This is a genomic window from Streptomyces changanensis (genome assembly GCF_024600715.1).
GTDB lineage: Bacteria > Actinomycetota > Actinomycetes > Streptomycetales > Streptomycetaceae > Streptomyces > Streptomyces changanensis.
This window is the reverse complement of sequence record NZ_CP102332.1, coordinates 3,286,663-3,304,324: the sequence shown is the minus strand read 5'-3', so window position 1 is coordinate 3,304,324 and position 17,662 is coordinate 3,286,663. Positions and strand designations below refer to the sequence as shown.

The 17,662-nt window shown below is 74.8% G+C and carries 13 protein-coding genes; 6 read left to right on the top strand and 7 right to left on the bottom strand.

Features of this window, described 5'->3' with window-relative positions:
- The first annotated feature begins 151 nt into the window (after positions 1-151).
- The 4 genes from NRO40_RS14580 to NRO40_RS14565 all read left to right on the top strand — a co-directional run bounded on the left by NRO40_RS14580 (position 152) and on the right by NRO40_RS14565 (position 4,503).
- Positions 152-994, top strand: coding sequence for an NTP transferase domain-containing protein (locus NRO40_RS14580; protein WP_058944449.1), 843 nt, complete (start codon positions 152-154; stop codon positions 992-994).
- The gene (locus NRO40_RS14575) at positions 991-2,331 is read left to right on the top strand and encodes a molybdopterin molybdotransferase MoeA (RefSeq protein WP_079047405.1); all 1,341 of its coding nucleotides are present in this window, start codon (positions 991-993) and stop codon (positions 2,329-2,331) included. The genes NRO40_RS14580 and NRO40_RS14575 overlap by 4 nt, the downstream gene beginning before the upstream one ends.
- Positions 2,319-3,449, top strand: a complete 1,131-nt coding sequence (locus tag NRO40_RS14570; protein ID WP_198549439.1) for a potassium channel family protein — start codon at positions 2,319-2,321, stop codon at positions 3,447-3,449. Before NRO40_RS14575 ends, NRO40_RS14570 begins: the two co-directional genes overlap by 13 nt.
- Positions 3,450-3,513: 64 nt before the next feature.
- On the top strand, positions 3,514-4,503 hold the full coding sequence (locus tag NRO40_RS14565) for an NAD(P)H-quinone oxidoreductase (RefSeq protein ID WP_058944447.1): 990 nt from the start codon (positions 3,514-3,516) through the stop codon (positions 4,501-4,503).
- 256 nt (positions 4,504-4,759) lie between these two features.
- On the opposite strand, the gene NRO40_RS14560 is transcribed toward NRO40_RS14565, so the two are convergent.
- From NRO40_RS14560 to NRO40_RS14535, 6 genes are all read right to left on the bottom strand, one after another.
- A complete protein-coding gene (locus NRO40_RS14560) occupies positions 4,760-5,302 on the bottom strand; it encodes a bacterial proteasome activator family protein (protein WP_058944446.1) in 543 nt (180 codons plus the stop codon).
- A gap of 107 nt (positions 5,303-5,409) precedes the next feature.
- Positions 5,410-8,289: an ABC transporter permease gene (locus tag NRO40_RS14555; protein ID WP_058944445.1), complete on the bottom strand. Its 2,880-nt coding sequence runs from the start codon at positions 8,287-8,289 to the stop codon at positions 5,410-5,412.
- The gene (locus NRO40_RS14550) at positions 8,286-9,056 is read right to left on the bottom strand and encodes an ABC transporter ATP-binding protein (protein WP_058944444.1); all 771 of its coding nucleotides are present in this window, start codon (positions 9,054-9,056) and stop codon (positions 8,286-8,288) included. Before NRO40_RS14550 ends, NRO40_RS14555 begins: the two co-directional genes overlap by 4 nt.
- Before the next feature lie 86 nt (positions 9,057-9,142).
- The gene (locus NRO40_RS14545) at positions 9,143-9,805 is read right to left on the bottom strand and encodes a PadR family transcriptional regulator (protein WP_058944443.1); all 663 of its coding nucleotides are present in this window, start codon (positions 9,803-9,805) and stop codon (positions 9,143-9,145) included.
- Between the two features lie 97 nt (positions 9,806-9,902).
- Positions 9,903-10,289, bottom strand: a complete 387-nt coding sequence (locus NRO40_RS14540; RefSeq protein ID WP_079047403.1) for a hypothetical protein — start codon at positions 10,287-10,289, stop codon at positions 9,903-9,905.
- An 821-nt stretch (positions 10,290-11,110) separates the two neighbouring features.
- Positions 11,111-12,769, bottom strand: coding sequence for a protein kinase domain-containing protein (locus tag NRO40_RS14535; RefSeq protein ID WP_257375424.1), 1,659 nt, complete (start codon positions 12,767-12,769; stop codon positions 11,111-11,113).
- A gap of 311 nt (positions 12,770-13,080) precedes the next feature.
- On the opposite strand from NRO40_RS14535, the gene NRO40_RS14530 reads away from it, so the two are divergent.
- Entirely contained in the window at positions 13,081-14,844 is a 1,764-nt protein-coding gene (locus NRO40_RS14530; protein WP_058944441.1) for a protein kinase domain-containing protein, read from the top strand.
- 126 nt (positions 14,845-14,970) lie between these two features.
- Here NRO40_RS14530 and NRO40_RS14525 read toward each other — a convergent pair whose 3' ends face one another.
- Positions 14,971-16,044, bottom strand: a complete 1,074-nt coding sequence (locus tag NRO40_RS14525) for a phosphotransferase (protein ID WP_408057007.1) — start codon at positions 16,042-16,044, stop codon at positions 14,971-14,973.
- A 427-nt stretch (positions 16,045-16,471) separates the two neighbouring features.
- On the opposite strand from NRO40_RS14525, the gene pdhA reads away from it, so the two are divergent.
- Positions 16,472-17,662, top strand: a complete 1,191-nt coding sequence (pdhA, locus tag NRO40_RS14520) for a pyruvate dehydrogenase (acetyl-transferring) E1 component subunit alpha (RefSeq protein ID WP_058944439.1) — start codon at positions 16,472-16,474, stop codon at positions 17,660-17,662.

The following is a 17,662-nucleotide window of genomic DNA, read 5'->3' as shown; positions in this document are numbered from 1 at the left end:
GCACCCCGGCACCCCGGCACCCCGGCACCCCGGCCCTCCACCCCCCGGCCCTTTCCCGCAGGGCCGGGGACGCAGGGCCGGGGACGGAGGGTCGGGACCGAGGGCCGGGGGCGGGGGAAGCACCGGCCGGGGCGGCGCCCATACTGGGGCGGTGACCCGATTCGACGCCGTCGTACTCGCCGGAGGCGCCGCCAGGCGACTCGGTGGCGCGGACAAGCCCGGGCTGAGCGTGGGCGGGCGTACCCTGCTCGACCGGGTGCTCGACGCCTGCCGCGACGCCGGCCGCACCGTCGTCGTGGGCGGTCGGCGACCCACCGCCCGCCCCGTCCTGTGGGCGCGGGAGGACCCGCCGGGAGGCGGACCGCTCGCCGCCCTCTCCGCCGGAGTGCGGCAGGTGGAGGCCGAGACGGTCGTCGTCCTCGGCGGTGACCTGCCGTTCCTGGACCGGACCGCCGTCCGCCGACTCGTCGACACGCTCACGGCCGGATCGGCCGAGGCGGTGCTCGCCGTGGACGCCGACGACCGCGACCAGCCGCTCGTCGCCGCGTACCGCACCGAGCCGCTGCGCCGTGAGATCGCGCTCCTCGCCACCGAGCACGGCCCTCTCACCGGGTTGCCCCTGCGTCTGCTGACCGGGGAACTGGACCTCGCCCGGGTCCCCGCCCCGCCGCTCGCCGCCTTCGACTGCGACACCTGGGACGACCTCGCAGCGGCCCGGGCCCGCATCAGGGAGCATGGGAACGTGCTGGACGAATGGATCACCGCGGTCAAGGCCGAGCTCGGCGTCGAGCTGGACGTCGACACGGGACTGCTGCTGGACCTGGCCCGCGACGCCGCCCACGGGGTCGCCCGCCCCGCGGCCCCGCTCACCACGTTCCTCGTGGGGTACGCGGCGGCCAAGGCGGGGGGCGACGGACCCGAGGCCGTCGCCGAGGCGGTCCGCAAGGCCGCCGCGCTCGCCGGCCGCTGGGCCGGGGAGGCCGGCCCCGCATGACCGGCCCCGACGTCGACGGCGTCGACGAAGCACTGGCCCTGGTCGGCACGGCACCCGCCCGTCCCGAGGCCCTTGACCCCCGCGGGGCGGGGTGGGCCCGTGCCCGGGAGGTGGCCGCCCGTCAGGGCCGCGCCACCCCCGCCCGCGCCCGCCGCGTCGCCCTCGCCGACGCGCTCGGCGGGGTCCTCGCCGCGCCGCTCACCGCGCTGACCGACCTCCCGCCGTTCGACACCTCCGCCATGGACGGCTGGGCGGTCGGCGGCCCCGGCCCCTGGGAGATCCGGTCGGGCGACTCCGTCCTCGCCGGACACGGGGAGGCCCCCGCGCTGGCCGACGGCACGGCGGTGCGGATCGCCACCGGCGCCCGCGTACCGACCGGCACCACCGCCGTCATCCGCTCCGAGCACGCCCGCACCGGGCCCGACCGCGAGCGCGCCCGCACGGGGGAGGGCGGCGGGCACCTGTACGCGCGTGGGGACGTGCTGCCCGGGCAGGACATCCGGCCGCGCGCCCAGGAGTGCCGCACCGGTGACGAACTGCTCGCCGCCGGCACCGCCGTCACCCCCGCCGTCCTCGGCCTGGCGGCGGCCGCCGGGTACGACGAACTGCTCACCGTGGAGCGCCCGCGCGTGGAGGTGCTGGTCCTCGGTGACGAACTCCTCACCTCGGGCGTCCCGCGCGACGGGCTCGTCCGGGACGCCCTCGGGCCGATGCTCGCCCCCTGGCTGCGCGCCCTCGGCGCCGACGTCGTCGCCGTCCGGCGGATCGGGGACGACGCCGAGGCGCTGCGCGCCGCCGTCACCGGAGCCGACGCGGACCTCGTCGTCACGACGGGCGGCACCGCGGCCGGGCCGGTCGACCACGTCCACCCCGTCCTCGCGGCGGTCGGCGCGGAGCTGCTGGTGGACGGCGTGGGCGTACGGCCGGGGCACCCGATGCTGATGGCCCGCCTCACCGGTCCTGGCACGCCCCGGTACGTCGTCGGGCTGCCCGGCAACCCGCTGGCCGCCGTCTCGGGGCTGCTCACCCTCGCCGAACCACTGCTGCGCGGCCTGGCCGGGCACCCCACACCGGAGCCGTGCCGCGTGCCCGTCCGCGACGCGGTCCAGGGCCACCCGCGGGACACCCGGCTCGTACCGGTCGTCCACCGTGCGGGCCGGGCCGTCCCGCTGCACTACGCCGGGCCGGCCATGCTCCGCGGGCTCGCCGAGGCCGACGGGCTCGCCGTCATCCCGCCGGGCGGGGCCGGCCCGGAGGACGACGTGGAGGTCCTGGCGCTGCCGTGGACGGCCGCCGCGTCCGTGCCGACACCTGCCCGGGGAGGGTGTTTCACGTGAAACTTCCCAGTCAGCAGCCGACGGACGCGCCGGAGGAGGACATCCTGGGCACCGGCCGGGTGCGGCTCCCCCGGCCGATGGTCGAGCATCCGCTGCGGCAGGTGGGCCAGCGCCTGGCCCTCGCCTTCCTCGTCCTGGCCATCACCGTGGCGATCGTGGTGATCGACCGGGACGGCTACAAGGACAACATCGACGGGAGCGTCAGCTTCCTCGACGCGGCCTACTACGCGACGGTGACCCTCTCCACCACCGGGTACGGCGACATCGTGCCGGCCAGTGACGGGGCCCGGCTGGTCAACATCCTGGTCGTGACACCCCTGCGCGTCCTGTTCCTGATCATCCTTGTCGGCACCACCCTCGAGGTGCTGGCGGAGCGCACCCGCGAGGAGTGGCGCCAGAAGCGTTGGAGGTCCACCTTGCGTGACCACACCGTCGTCGTCGGCTTCGGGACGAAGGGCCGTTCCGCGCTGGCGACGCTCATGGCCACGGGCCTGAAGAAGGAACAGGTCGTGGTGGTCGACCCGAGCAGCAAGGTCATCGACGTGGTGAACGCCGACGGCCTGACCGGCGTGGTCGGCGACGGCACCCGCAGTGACGTGCTGCTGCGCGCCGAGGCCCAGCGGGCCCGGCAGATCATCATCGCCACGCAGCGGGACGACACCGCCGTGCTCGTCACCCTCACGGCCCGACAGCTCAACAAGGGCGCCAAGATCGTCGCGGCGGTGCGCGAGGAGGAGAACTCGCCGCTGCTGCGCCAGTCCGGTGCGGACGCCGTCATCACCAGCGCGAGCGCGGCGGGACGGCTGCTCGGCCTCTCCGTGCTGAGCCCCAGCGCCGGCGCGGTCCTGGAGGACCTGATCCACCAGGGCTCGGGGCTCGACCTCGTGGAGCGACCCGTCACGAAGGCCGAGGCCGGGCAGGACGTCCGCGCCACCTCCGACCTCGTGGTGAGCGTGCTGCGCGGCCACCGGCTGATCGGGTACGACGACCCCGAGGCGAGCCCGCTGCAGCTGACCGACCGGGTCATCACCATCGTGCGCCGCGCACGGGGCGCGGTACGGGCGACGGCGAAGCCCTCCAGCTGGAACGGCGCCGCGAACGGCCCCGGCCGGGAGTAGCGCGGCGTTCACCGGTTCGGCGGGCTCCGCACCCGTGTGCGGGACGCGGAGTAGCCTCGCGCGCATGCATGCGATCACGATTCCCGAACCCGGTGGCCCCGAGGCGCTCGTCTGGTCCGAGGTGCCCGATCCCGTGCCCGGCGAGGGCGAGGTCCTCGTCGACGTCGCGGCCGGTGCCGTCAACCGCGCCGACCTGCTCCAGCGGCAGGGCTTCTACGACCCCCCGCCGGGCGCCTCCCCCTACCCCGGCCTCGAATGCTCCGGCCGTGTGGCCGCGATCGGCCCCGGCGTCTCCGGCTGGGACGTCGGCGACGAGGTGTGCGCCCTGCTGTCGGGCGGCGGGTACGCCGAGAAGGTGGCCGTTCCGGCCGGTCAGCTGCTGCCGCTCCCCAAGGGCGTCGACCTCGTCACGGCGGCGGCGCTGCCGGAGGTCACCGCCACGGTCTGGTCGAACGTCTTCATGGTGGCCCACCTCCGGCCGGGGGAGACCCTGCTCGTCCACGGCGGCGCCAGCGGCATCGGCACCATGGCGATCCAGCTCGGCAAGGCCGTGGGCGCGCGGGTCGCGGTGACGGCGGGCAGCCCGGAGAAGCTCGAACGGTGCGCGGAGCTGGGCGCCGACATCCTCATCGACTACCGGCGCCAGGACTTCGTCGAGGAGCTGCGCGCCGCGACGGACGGGGCCGGGGCGGACGTCATCCTCGACATCATGGGCGCCAAGTACCTCGGGCCGAACGTGCGGGCGCTCGCGGTCAACGGCCGCTTGGCCATCATCGGCCTCCAGGGCGGGGTCAAGGGCGAGCTGAACCTCGGCGCGCTGCTCGACAAGCGGGCGGCGGTGACGGCGACCTCGCTGCGCAAGCGGCCGCCGGCCGAGAAGGCGGCGATCATCGCCGCCGTCCGGGAGCACGTCTGGCCGCTGGTCGAGGCGGGCACCGTCCGCCCGGTCGTGGACCGGACCTTCCCGATGGCAAAGGCGTCCGAGGCCCACCAGACGCTGGAGGAGAGCACGCACGTCGGCAAGGTACTGCTCACCACCGGCACGGCCGCCTGACGGACGCGGAACGGCCCGGACGGCGGCCGGCAGGGCCCCGGCCCCGGACGGCCGATCGCCGGACACCGGCGCCATGGACCACCGGACACCGGCCCGGAGGGCGGACGACGGTCGGATCCCGGCCCAGGACGGCGAACGGCCTCATCTGCCCCGGCCGGCGAACGGCCTCACACCGGCCCCGCACAGCGGACGGCCCGGCACGCGGTGCGTGCCGGGCCGTCCGCGGGCTCGACGGGGGGCTCACGCCCTCACGGGGTCACAGGTATGGGCCGCCCGTACGCGCCCTGCCGGGCCCCTGGTCCTCGTCGTCGTGCGAGCCGACGCCCGGGGGCAGGGCACGGCGCATCTGCTCCAACTGGGCGCGCGCCGCCATCTGCTGGGCGAACAGCGCCGTCTGGATGCCGTGGAAGAGCCCCTCCAGCCACCCCACCAACTGCGCCTGCGCGATCCGCAGTTCCGCGTCCGAGGGGATTCCTTCGTCGGTGAAGGGGAGGGAAAGCCGCTCCAGTTCCTCGACGAGTTCGGGCGCGAGGCCCTCCTCCAGCTCCTTCACCGAGCTGTGGTGGATCTCCTTGAGCCGGACCCGGCTCGCCTCGTCGAGGGGTGCCGCCCGCACCTCCTCCAGCAGCTGTTTGATCATGCTGCCGATCCGCATGACCTTCGCCGGTTGCTCGACCATCTCCGTCACCGGGATCTCCCGCGACTCGTCGTCGCCGCCCCCGCCGCCGAGCGCCATACCGTCCTGCCCGACGATGAGGACCTGCGGACTCTCCGACCGTTCATTCCTCGGCATCTCCATGCCGCCATTCTCTCGTACAGACGCGTCACCACTCGGTCTGCCCCCGCGCGGAGGTGATCCACCCTCACGCGCGGGGGCGTGCCCCCCGTCGGCACCGACGTGGGCCCCTAGACCGCCGCCCGGCGGGCCACCGCCCCGCGCGACCGGGTGAGCAGGGCGGCGAGCAGCGCGGCGCCCAGGGGAACGGCGATCAGCAGGGCGCCGAGCGTCTCCCAGGGGATGACGATCGGAATCTGCGGCAGGTCGGCCGCGCCGGCCCAGCCGCCGTCGCGGGCCTCCTCGTACCAGCGCGCCGCCTCCCGCCGTTCGGTGAGCCGCAGCCCGATCGCGGGCAGGACCCCGGCGAGCGAGCCGAGCACGACGCCCATCACCGCGACCACCCCGCACTGGAAGCCGCTGAGGGTGCGGCGCACCCGGGGCGGCGCCCCGACGGCGGCGAGGGTCTTCAGGTCGGCCTCGGTGTCGGCCTGGGCGAGCCCGGTCGCGATGCCGGCCGCGCCGATCGTGATGAGACCGGCGAAGAGGGTCAGGGCCAGCAGCACGATGCCCGCCTCGCTGGCGTACCCCTCCTCCACGTGCAGCTCGACGGCGCTGCCGATCCGGGCGAGCTCGTCGTCGAGCTTCTGCCGCGGCTCGCTGCCGGGCACGTGGTCGGTGGAGAAGTACGAGCCCATGGGGACCGTGGTGAGGCCGGCGGCTTGGGCGGCGGCCGGGCTGATCACGCCCGCGATGCCGTAGGAGGCGCTGCCCTCGGGGGCCAGGTACGCGGGGAGGCGCCTCACCTGACCGGGCGGCACCTGGCCCTTCTCCACCGCCGCGGCGGCCTTGGCCGGGTCGGTGATCACGCGCACCGCGACGGCGCCGGCGTCGACGTGCGGCTTGCGGAAGGAGACGACGCCCCCCTCGGTCAGCGCCTTCCGGGCGCCCGGGTCGTCGACGCCGAGCACCGTCAGCAGCTTCTCGTCCCCCACGACCAGGCTGTCCTCCGTGGGGACGGAGCCCGCGCCCGAGGACGTGCAGCGCCAGTCGTCGGCCAGCTTGCGGCGCTCCTGCGGGGAGAACTTCGCCGAGGGGTCCTCGTCACCGGGGCCGGCGGCCCACAGCGGGCACGCGTTCGCCTTGGGGACGACCACCTCGAGCCGGCCGCACCCGTCGTCCTCCTCGTAGGGGGAGCAGCCGGGCTTGCCGACCACGATCCGCGAGACGTCCGCGCGCAGGTCCACGGGGAGGTGCTTCTGCACGGCCTCGCGCACCGCGGGGACGTCCCGGCCGCCGTCCTCGACCACGAGGGCGGAGACGGCGCCGTGCGGCAGCCGTGCCTCGTAGTCGGCGCGCTGCTGCGCGTCCTGGCTGGCCGCGTACGTGGCCACGGCGACCGTGCCGGCCACGGCGGCGAGGACGGCGGCGACGGCGGGTGCCGTGCGCCCCCGGTTGCGGACGGCGTCGCGCAGGGCCAGCCGGGGCGACAGGGGCAGCCAGCGGCCGACGCGGCCGAAGAGGCCGACCAGCATCGGCGTCATGGCGACGACACCCAGCTCTGCCAGGGCGCTGCCGCCGGCGACGATGACGAACTGGTCGGTCACCACCGAGCCGTAGAGGGCGATGGCGCCACCGGCCAGGGTGGCCACGAGCCCCACGACGGGCAGGACGCGGTTGCTCCTGCGTACGCCGCGACGGCCCGTCAGCGAGGCGAGCACCGTCTCGCGGGAGGCCGTGACGGCGGGTACGACGGCGGCGAGCAGACCGGTCAGCACGGCGAGGGCACCGATGCCGAGCAGCTCCAGCGGGCGCACGTCGAAGGCGCCGAACCGCTGGCCCAGGGTGTCCTCCAGCACCGGCTGCAGGGCGAAGGTCAGGGCGAGGCCGAGGACCGTGCCGGTGACGGCCGCGGCCACACCGATCACCAGGCCGCCGGCCAGCACGATGGCGCGGATGTGGCTGCGGGCACCGCCGTTGGCGCCGACCAGGCCGAGCTGGCGGCGGGAGCGGCGCGCGCCGACGGCGAACGCCGGGCCGGCGAGCAGGCAGATCTCCAGCATGGCGAGTCCGACGATGGTGGCGCCGGCGACCAGGACGGCCTTCTTCTCACCCGAGTCGTCCCCGTACCTCCCCCAGTCGCTCTGCTGGTAGAGCGGTACGTCGGCGTCGGCGGGCGGGGCCACGAGGACCGCGCGGGACACCACGCCGACGCCCCTGGTGTTGGCCTCCTTGACCATGTTCCACGTGAAACCACCGTCCTGGGAGCCGGCCCGGTTCGGGTCGAGCTTCACCAGCAGGGTGGTGGACCGGCTGGTGGAGGCCATGCCGGACGCTTCGAGGCCCTTGCGGAGCGGGTCGAGGAAGGCTCCCGGGAGGGCGTTGACCTCAAGGGCCTTCAGGTCGTCGGGGAGCTCGTACGAGCCGACGATCCGGTACTCGCGGGCGAGCCCGCGCGCGGCGACCGAGCCACCGACCTTCAGGCCGCTCTCCTCCAGGAAGCGCGCCGAGGCCGCGACCTCGTCGGCACGCTCGGGGAAGCGGCCGTCCAGCAGCGTCATGATGCCGCGCGCGGCCGGGTGGGCCGCCTGGAGTTCTCGGATCTCCGTGTGGAGCAGGCCGTGCGCGGTGCGCAGCTTGCCGGAACCGCTGCTGTCCTTCAGGACGGTGGCCCCGGTCGGGACGACGCCCTTCAGGTCGGCGTCGCCCTCGGGCAGCGGTTTGTTCTCCCAGTCCCCCGCGGGGACGATCGTCTGGCCGTCGGGGGACTGCAGGACGGCCGCCCCGCCGTAGCCGGGGTCCTGCAGCCGGGCGTCGGCCGCGCCGAGCAGCCGGGCCGCGCTCTCCTGCGGCGACAGTTCGGCGCTGCGCAGGGTCAGGTCGGTGGCGCTCACACCGAGGATGGGCAGCGCGATCATCGCGAGGACGAGGAAGCTGCGGCCCTTGAAGCGCCAGGCGTCGCGGCGGGCGATCCGCACCGCGGCGCGCCAGGAGTGGAACCAGTTGTTCACCGCTCGCCCGCCTGGCCCGAGAGCAGGGACTCGGCGCCGGAGCGCACGGTCTGGTCGACGACGGCGCCGTCGCGCAGGAAGACCACACGGTCGGCCCAGGCGGCGAACCGCGGCTCGTGGGTGACGAGGACGCCGGCCGCGCCGGCGTCGCAGCGCGAGCGGAGCAGGGCGAGGACGGACTCGCCGGTCTCGGAGTCCAGGGCGCCCGTCGGTTCGTCGGCGAGGACGAGCCGCCGGTCCCCGACGAGCGCGCGGGCTATCGCCACGCGCTGCTGTTGGCCGCCGGACATCTCGTCGGGGAACCGGTCGGCGAGGTGGGCGAGGCCCATCTCCTCCAGCGCGGCGAGGGCCTCGCCGCGCGCCTTGCGGGCGGAGGTGCCGTCCAGTTCGCGGGGCAGGGCGACGTTCTCGGCGGCGGTGAGCGCCGGGATGAGGTTGTAGTCCTGGAAGACGTAGCCGATGCTGCGGCGGCGCAGGGCGGCGAGGGTCTTGCGGTCGGCGGTGGTGATGTCGGTGTCCTCCACGACGACCCGGCCGGAAGTGGGGGCGTCGAGGCCGCCGGCGATGGTGAGCAGGGTGGACTTGCCCGAACCGGAGGGGCCCATGACGGCGACCAGTTCGCCCGGGAAGACGTCGAGGTCGATGCCGCGCAGGGCGTGCACCTCCGTGGCGCCGGTGCCGTGGACACGGGTCAGCTGCTGGAGTTGCAGAACGGGCTGGGGTGACTGGTTCGGCGGCTGTGACAGCTGTGGTGTCGATATGGACATTGGAGGGTTCCCCCTTGGCGGGCGGCCCGGCACAGGTCGGCGGGCGCGCACGGAGCGGTCGGTCGGTGGGTCGTTCGGCGCGTCGTTCAGTGGGTCGTGCGGCGGGGCGCGCGGTCGGGCGCGCCGGTGTCCCCGGCCGGTGGGACCGGAACGGGGGCCGGGGCCGGGTCCGGCGCTGGGTCCGGGACCGGGTCCTGTCGGGCCGCCGCCGAGAGGCGGATCAGGCGCGCCTCGCAGTGGTCCAGCCAGCGCGCCTCCGCCTCCGTCTGGAAGATCAGCTGTTCCAGGACGAGGAGCCAGGCCACGTCGTCGCGCTGCTGCGGACCGGTGTCCTCGACGGCGGAGAGGGCCCGCGCCTTGAGGCGCGTGTAGTCCTGCATCGCCTTGACGGTGTGCCGCCGCTGGGACTGGATCACCGCGCGGATGTCCACGCCCGACGCCCCGACCGCCATGGCGAGCTTGATGGCGAGCTCGTCCCGGGCCGGGCTGGTGCGGTCGACGGGCCGCTCGAACCAGGTGCGCAGCTCCGCGCGCCCCTCGTCGGTGATGACGTACAGCGGGTGGCCCGCCCCGTCCTCCCCCTGCTGCGCGACCATGCCGTCCCGCTCCAGCCGGCTGAGGGTCGTGTAGACCTGGCCGACGTTGAGCGGCCAGGTGGAACCGGTGCGCGACTCGAACTCCGAGCGGAGCTGGGAGCCGTAGCGCGGGCCGCGTTCGAGGAGGGCCAACAGGCCGTGGCGGATCGACATACTCAGTATGTATACCGAGTATGTCGGCGGGGACAACCGACTCGGGAGGGACCGTGGGGGTCCCCCCTGAGAAGGACGTGCGGGGGTCGCGGGGGTGTCAGCGGCGGCGCAGCCGCAGTCCGAGGAAGCCGATGCCGAGGCCCATCAGGGAGAGGCCCACCCCGGCGGTGAGGACGGGAATGCGCCGGTCGACGCCTGTTTCCGCGGCGTTCGCGCCCGCTTCGCGCGCGGCGGCCGAGGGTGTGTGGCGGGGCGCGTCGGTCGCGGGGGAGTCCCCCTCGGGTACCACCTCCAGCTCCGGTTCCTCGTCGGCGAAGCGGTCCGGCTCTGTTGCCGTCTTGGTACGGGATCCGTCGTCGGGGGCGTGTGAGGCGACGGGGGCGGCGGACGGCCCGGTGGGCGACGGCTTGACCGGACGCCCCGGTTTCGGCCGCCCGACACCGGCGGGCCGGCCGGCGAGCGACGGCCGCGGCGGGGTGGTCACCGGGCGGAGGGAGGGCGACGCCGGACCGGTGGGCGGGTGGTTCGTGGTGGGGGGCGACGACGACGAGGGGGCGGGCGGTGCGGCGGGCGGTGCGGCCGACGGGGCGACGGAGCCGGGACCACCGTCCGGCCGGGTGCCGTCGTTCGCACCCGGACCGGCGCTCCCGCCGCTCCCGGTACCCGGGCCACTGTCCGTGCCCGGGTCGCCGCCCGTATCCGTACCCGTACCCGTGTCCGTACCGGGACCGGGACCGGGACCGGGACCGGGGCCGGGGCCGGAGCCGGGGACCGGGACCGGGACCGGGACGGGGGGAGGCTCCGGCGGGCGGGGTACGTCCTGGCCGGCGCTCGGTACGGGCGGCCCGGTCTCCTGCGCGCCGGCGGCGGGGGCCCAGTACAGCCACGCCGAGAGCAGCGCTGCGGACAGGGACAGCGACAGGGTGGCGGGGGACGCGGGGAACGCGGGGGCGGCGGGGTGTCGGGGGCAGCGCCGCGGGCCGAGTGGTGGAGCAGTCACCGGGTGACCCTCTCCCTGAGAGCAGCGGGGTGGTGCGATCACCGTCGCACGGTGGGGGACCGCCCGCATGCGGGGGCGGGGGCCCGCATCGCCCGTGCAGGTGACGCCCGCGCCCGCCCCGACCGCACGCCCCGCGCCAGCACCCCGCGCGCGAAGCCCGTCCCGCGCCGGGACCAGCGCCCCCGCCCCGCGAGACGCCGCCCCACACCAGCGCCCCCGCCCGACACCGACGCTCCGCCCCGCGAGACGCCGCCCCGCGAGACGCCGCGCCACCAAGGCCCGGCCCGACCCCGCGACAGGTGCCGTTACTGCCCGGGGTCCCCCGTGGCGACCGTCAGCTCGAAGGTCTGGTTGCCCGGCAGCACGGCGCTGCCCTCGCGCGGGAACTGCTGGATGACCTGGTCCTCGGCGTACAGGGGGTCGTCGACCTCCTTGATCTGGTACTTCCAGCCCGCGTCCTGGATGCACTCCTTCACCGAGATGACGTCCTTGTAGATGAAGCTGGGAGCGCGCACCTTCGCCGGGTCGTTGGTGTCCTCCTGGGCCTCCGAGCACTCCGTCGCCTTGATCGTCCGGAAGCGCTCGGGCCCCTTGTGGCCGGCCGCCGGCGCGGAGGCCGTGGAGCCGGCCTGGCCGCCCGTGCCGCCGCCCGGGTCTTCGCCGTCCCTCAGCGAGAGCGCGGTGATGACGCCGCCGACGGCGATCAGCGCGACGACGATCGCGCCCACGATCATCGGCGTGTTCCGCCGCCCGCCGCCGGCCGCGCCCGGGCCGCCGACGACGGGGCCCGTGGGATAGGTGACCGGGCCGGGCGCCGGGGTCTGGTAGGCCGGGGCCGGGGTGTGGGCCTGGTGCGGGTAGCCGTACGCGGCCGGGGTGGGCGCCGGCGTCGGCGGGCCGTACGGGCCCGGGGTCGGCGCGGGGGCCTGGTACGGCGTGTGGACGCCGCCGTGCGGGACGGGCTGGGGGTTCGCCGCGTCCAGCGGCGGGAACACCGCGGAGCCCACGCCGGAGCCGTTGTTCGTGGGGGCGCCCGCCACGATCACCGGGGCGCCGGTCTGCCCGGCGGACAGGACGCGCAGGCACTCGTCGCGCATGGCGGCGGCGCTCGGGAAGCGCTCGTTCGGGTTCTTCTTCAGCGCCCGCGCCACCAGCGCGTCCATCGCCGGGGTCAGCGAGCGGTTGATGGTGGAGGGCGCGACCGGCTCCTCCTGGACGTGTGCGTACGCGATGGCCAGCGGCGAGTCGGCGTCGAAGGGGAGTCGGCCCGTCAGCAGCTGGAACAGCATGATGCCGACCGAGTACAGGTCGGAGCGGGCGTCGACGGCGCGGCCCAGGGCCTGCTCGGGCGAGAGGTACTGCGGGGTGCCGACGACCATGCCGGTCTGCGTCATGGACGTGACGCCGGACTGCATGGCGCGGGCGATGCCGAAGTCCATGACCTTGACCACGCCGCGCTTGGTCACCATGACGTTGCCCGGCTTGATGTCGCGGTGGACCAGGCCCATCTCGTGGCTGGTCTCCAGCGCGGCGAGCACGTCCGCGGTCACCTTCAGGGCCTGGTCGGCCGGCATCGCGCCGTGGCTCTGCACGTCCGCGGCGAGCACCGAGCCGAGCGGCCGGCCCTCCACGTACTCCATGACGATGTACGGCATGACGCCGCCGTCGCCCATCGAGGGGTCGGTGAAGACGACCGTGTCCTCGCCGGTGTCGAAGACGGAGACGATGTTGGTGTGCTGGAGCTTGGCGACCGCCTGCGCCTCACGCCGGAACCGTTCGCGGAACGACTGTTCCCGGCCGAGTTCCGAGTGGAGGGTCTTGATGGCGACCTGGCGGTCCAGCGCGCTGTCGTAGGCCAGGTACACCGAGGCCATGCCGCCCTCGCCGAGCAGGTCGCGCAGCTGGTACCGGCCGTTCGCCACGGAACCGCCGGCATAGCGGCCCTGAGCGCCGTCCTGGCTCATCGTGCTTCCCCCTACGCGCGCGCGTGGCCGCGGTGATCCGTACTGACGGGCCCAGTCTGCCCCAGGCGACCGACACGTCAAGCCGGGTGCCCGTTCCGTGACCGTACGCGCGGGAAGCGTCTCGGAAGCGTTACGTGAACCGCGTCGAATTTGCACGGGTGTACGCCGAACCGATTGGATGGCCGGTCCATCCCGAACCGCCGCGTCGCGCGGAGGCTGTAGCGTGACGTGGCGAAGTACCCCTTGGGAGACGGCGGCACACCGCTCGCGGGCACAGCGCGCGGACGGCAACGGAAATGACGGCGAGGACGATGGCACCCGGATCCGAAGCAGGTGGCGGCGGAGTGTCGGACGACGGAGCGTCGGGGCGCGGTGAGGCCGTCGAGTTCGGCGAGGGCGGTCTGGTCGGCGACGGCCGCTACCGGCTGACCCACCGCCTCGGCCGCGGTGGCATGGCGGAGGTGTTCGCCGCGGAGGACGTGCGGCTCGGCCGCACGGTCGCGGTGAAGCTCCTCCGCGCCGACCTGGCGGAGGACCCGGTCTCCAAGGCCCGCTTCACGCGCGAGGCGCAGTCGGTCGCCGGCCTGAACCACCACGCGATCGTGGCGGTGTACGACTCCGGCGAGGACGAGGTCAACGGCAAGGCCGTGCCGTACATCGTCATGGAGCTGGTCGAGGGCCGCACCATCCGTGAGCTGCTGCTCAGCGCGGAGGCCCCGCCGCCCGAGCAGGCCCTGATCATCGTGTCGGGCGTCCTGGAGGCGCTGGCGTACTCGCACCAGCACGGCATCGTCCACCGCGACATCAAGCCGGCGAACGTCATCATCACGCACGGCGGCGCCGTGAAGGTCATGGACTTCGGCATCGCCCGCGCCCTGCACGGCGCGTCGACGACGATGACGCAGACCGGCATGGTCATGGGCACCCCCCAGTACCTGTCGCCGGAGCAGGCCCTCGGCAAGGCCGTCGACCACCGCTCGGACCTGTACGCCACGGGCTGCCTGCTGTACGAGCTGCTCGCGCTGCGCCCGCCGTTCGTCGGCGAGACGCCGCTGTCGGTGGTGTACCAGCACGTCCAGGACGTGCCGGTGCCGCCGTCCGAGGTCTCCGACGTGGCGCCGCCGCCGGAGCTGGACGGGCTGGCGATGCGGGCGCTCGCGAAGGACCCGGACGACCGGTTCCAGAGCGCCGAGGAGATGCGCGGCCTGATCCAGTACGGGCTGCGCATGCTCCAGGAGCAGGGCGGCCACACCGGTACGTGGAGCACCGGCCCGGTCGGCGCGCACGACGGCGGTCCGACGCCGCTCGGCGGCATCGCGGCGACCGCGGTGATGGCCGCGGCGACGGGCGGCCCCGGGGGCGCGGCGACACCGGGGCGGCCCGGCCACGCGGCCCACCCCGTGCACGGGGACACCCCGCAGGGCACGCTCCTGCCGCCGCGCAACCCCGACGACGGCGGCTACGCGGCCGGGTACGGCGGGCACGGCCGCGGGGGTGGCGGGCGCGGCAAGGTGCTGCTGTTCGTCGCGTTCGCACTGATCGCGATCGTGGCGGGCGTCGCGTACGCGCTCAAGGTCGGCGACCCGTCCGGCGGCGGCACCGGTACGAAGCCGAGCACCTCGCCGAAGCCGTCGGTCACCAGCAGCACGACACCCTCGCCGTCCCCGTCGACGTCGGAGGAGGAGCAGGCGCCCGACACGTCGACCGGAGGCGGCGGCGAGTGGGAGAACCAGCCGTCGTGGAAGCCGCGGCCCCCGTCGTACAGCCAGGATCCGTCGCCGTCCACGGGCGGTACGGGCGGCAGCACCACGGGCTCGACCGACGGCGGCACCACCGAGGGCGAGACCGACCAGGGCACCACCGAGGGCAACACCACGGAGGGGTCCACGGACCAGGGCACCACGGAGGGCAACACCACCGAGGGGTCGACGGACCAGGGCACCACCGAGGGCGGTGGCAACACCGGTTCGACCGACGGCGGCGGCGGCGACACCACGGGGAGCACGACCGCCGGCCAGCAGGGCGGCACGTCGACGGGGTCGACCGCGACCACGGGGGCCACGACCGGCGGTTGAACGCCCGGTACCGGGACCGGCACGGGCTCCGGTACCGGGACCGGCACGAGCTCCGGGACCGGCACCGGCCCGACCGACGGCCCGGCCGACCCGCCGGGCCCGGCCGGCGCGTGAGGGCGTCGCCCGTCAGCCCGTGAAGGCGTCGCGCACCGCCTCGTACTCGCGGGTCCACCACACCGCCAGGGCCGACACCGCGGGGAACTGCGGGTCGGCCCTGCTGTCGTGCAGCTGGTAGCGCCAGCGCAGTATCCAGAAGTCGTTGAGCCGCTCCCACCACACGCGGTGCACCGCGGCCGCCAGCTCGGCCGCGTCCACCCCGGCGGCGCGGCGGTACGCGCGCGCGTAGGCCCGCACCTTCGCCAGGTCCAGCCGGCCGGTCGGCTGGACGTAGAAGATCATCGCGGCCCGGACGGCCTCCTCCGCCCGGGGCTGCACGCCCAGCCGGTCCCAGTCGACGATCGCGGCGGGTTCGGCGCCCCGGTACAGCAGGTTCAGCGGGTGGAAGTCGCCGTGGACCCAGCCGCCCGTCGCGGGCGTCGCGGGGGCCGGGCGGCGGTGGGCGTGCTCCGCCAGCAGCCGGCGCCGCTCCGTCAGCCGGTGCTCGGCCAGCTCGTCGAAGGCGGCCCGGTCATGGCGGGCCCTCGCCAGGGCCAGCAGCTCGTCGATGAGCCGGAGCGTGTCCTCCGGGTCGGCGCTGCCGTAGTCGCGGCCCGCGGGGTGGGCGCGGGTGGCCCCCATGACGCGCTCCAGACACGTGTGGACGAACCCGAGGAGCGTGCCGAGGCGCCGGGAGCCGGCCTCCGTCAGCTGGGCGCCGTCCCGGTGGCGGCCCTCCACCCACGGGTGCAGGGCGTAGCAGTGGCCGCCGAGGAGGGCGACCGTGCGTCCCTCCGCGTCCGGGAGCGGCGGGGCGACGGGCACGCCGAGGTCGTGCAGGCGCTGGGTGGCCCGGTGCTGGCGGGTGATGGTCGCGCGGTCGGAGGTGGGGGCGTCCAGGTGTTGTTTGAGGAAGTACGTGCCGCGCGTGGTGGTGAGGCGGTAGCCCCGGTTCAGCAGGCCCTGGGTGACCGGTACGCAGGTGAGCGGCTCGCCGTGCGGTGGGTAGCGGCGCAGGAGGGCGCTCACGGGGGGTGCGGGGGGCGCACCGCGGCGGGGGGCGGGGACGTGGGGCACGTCGGGGACGGTGGGCGGGACCGTCACGGAGGCGGGCGGAGCCGTTACAGATGAGCGCGGCACTTGCCAGATGTTAGATCACTATCAGATGACCCGCGTCACATCCCGCGTCCGTCAACTCTTCCCGAGGCCGGGGTGCGCGGGATAACGTGCCGGTGTTCCGGCGGCCTGCGAGGCTGTCACCCGTGTTATCCGAAGCCGCGCCAGCGGTGTGACCAGGCGTTGTCCCCGCAATTTTCGATTTACTTGGAAATCCAAGCAAAATCGCAGGTCAAATGGGGTTTCGCAGGAATGCGGCGCACTGGGTAACGTGCCTATGACAGGGTGTTCGCCGGGGCAACTGTCACGCCTGTTCCCGGTCGCGAGAGCACCCACCCCGTGCACGCGACGGACCAGGCGAGCCGCACTGGTACCCGGCGGACCCCGGGGGCCGGACAGACGGAGGAGCACGCACGTGACCGTGGAAGGCACTGCCGCGCGCAAGCCGCGACGCAGCAGCGGCACCAGCACCGGTGGCACCGGCACCGGTGTCAAGCGCGCAGCGCGCGCGAGGAAGCCGCAGAGTTCGCACTCCGAGCCGCCGCTCGTACAGCTGCTGACGCCCGAGGGCGAGCGCGTCCAGCACCCCGAGTACGACGTCGACCTCGGTCCCGAGGAGCTGCGCGGGCTGTACCGGGACATGGTGATGACCCGCCGTTTCGACGGCGAGGCCACCGCTCTCCAGCGCCAGGGCGAGCTGGGCCTGTGGGCCTCGCTGCTCGGTCAGGAGGCCGCGCAGATCGGCTCCGGCCGGGCCCTGCGCGACGACGACTACGTCTTCCCGACCTACCGCGAGCACGGCGTCGCCTGGTGCCGCGGGGTCGACCCGACGAACCTGCTCGGGATGTTCCGTGGCGTGAACCACGGCGGCTGGGACCCGAACAGCAACAATTTCCACCTGTACACGATCGTGATCGGCTCGCAGACCCTGCACGCCACCGGCTACGCGATGGGCGTGGCCAAGGACGGCGCCGACTCCGCGGTCATCGCCTACTTCGGCGACGGCGCGTCCAGCCAGGGCGACGTCGCGGAGGCGTTCACCTTCTCGGCCGTGTACAACGCCCCGGTCGTGTTCTTCTGCCAGAACAACCAGTGGGCCATCAGCGAGCCCACCGAGAAGCAGACCCGCGTGCCGCTCTACCAGCGCGCGCAGGGCTTCGGCTTCCCCGGCGTCCGCGTCGACGGCAACGACGTCCTGGCCTGCCTGGCCGTGACCCGTTCGGCCCTGGAGCGGGCCCGCCGCGGCGAGGGCCCGACCCTCGTGGAGGCGTTCACGTACCGCATGGGCGCCCACACCACCTCGGACGACCCGACCCGCTACCGCCACGACGACGAGCGGGTCGCGTGGGAGGCGAAGGACCCGATCCTGCGCCTGCGCCGCTACCTGGAGGCCCAGGGCCACGCCGACGCGGCCTGGTTCGACGGGCTGGAGGCGGAGAGCGAGGCGCTCGGTAGGCGCGTCCGCGAGGCCGTGCGCGCCATGCCCGACCCGGACGACATGTCGATCTTCGAGAACGTCTACGCCGACGGGCACGCGCTCGTCGACGAGGAGCGCGCGCAGTTCGCCGCCTACCAGGCGTCGTTCGCGGATGGCGAGGTCAAGTGA

Excerpts from the sequence above, each read along its gene's own strand:
- NRO40_RS14575 (WP_079047405.1), top strand. The coding sequence starts at position 991 with ATGACCGGCCCCGACGTCGACGGCGTCGACGAAGCACTGGCCCTGGTC.
- NRO40_RS14565 (WP_058944447.1), top strand. The coding sequence starts at position 3,514 with ATGCATGCGATCACGATTCCCGAACCCGGTGGCCCCGAGGCGCTCGTC.
- NRO40_RS14560 (WP_058944446.1), bottom strand. The coding sequence starts at position 5,302 with ATGGAGATGCCGAGGAATGAACGGTCGGAGAGTCCGCAGGTCCTCATC.
- NRO40_RS14550 (WP_058944444.1), bottom strand. The coding sequence starts at position 9,056 with ATGTCCATATCGACACCACAGCTGTCACAGCCGCCGAACCAGTCACCC.
- NRO40_RS14545 (WP_058944443.1), bottom strand. The coding sequence starts at position 9,805 with ATGTCGATCCGCCACGGCCTGTTGGCCCTCCTCGAACGCGGCCCGCGC.
- NRO40_RS14535 (WP_257375424.1), bottom strand. The coding sequence starts at position 12,769 with ATGAGCCAGGACGGCGCTCAGGGCCGCTATGCCGGCGGTTCCGTGGCG.
- NRO40_RS14530 (WP_058944441.1), top strand. The coding sequence starts at position 13,081 with ATGGCACCCGGATCCGAAGCAGGTGGCGGCGGAGTGTCGGACGACGGA.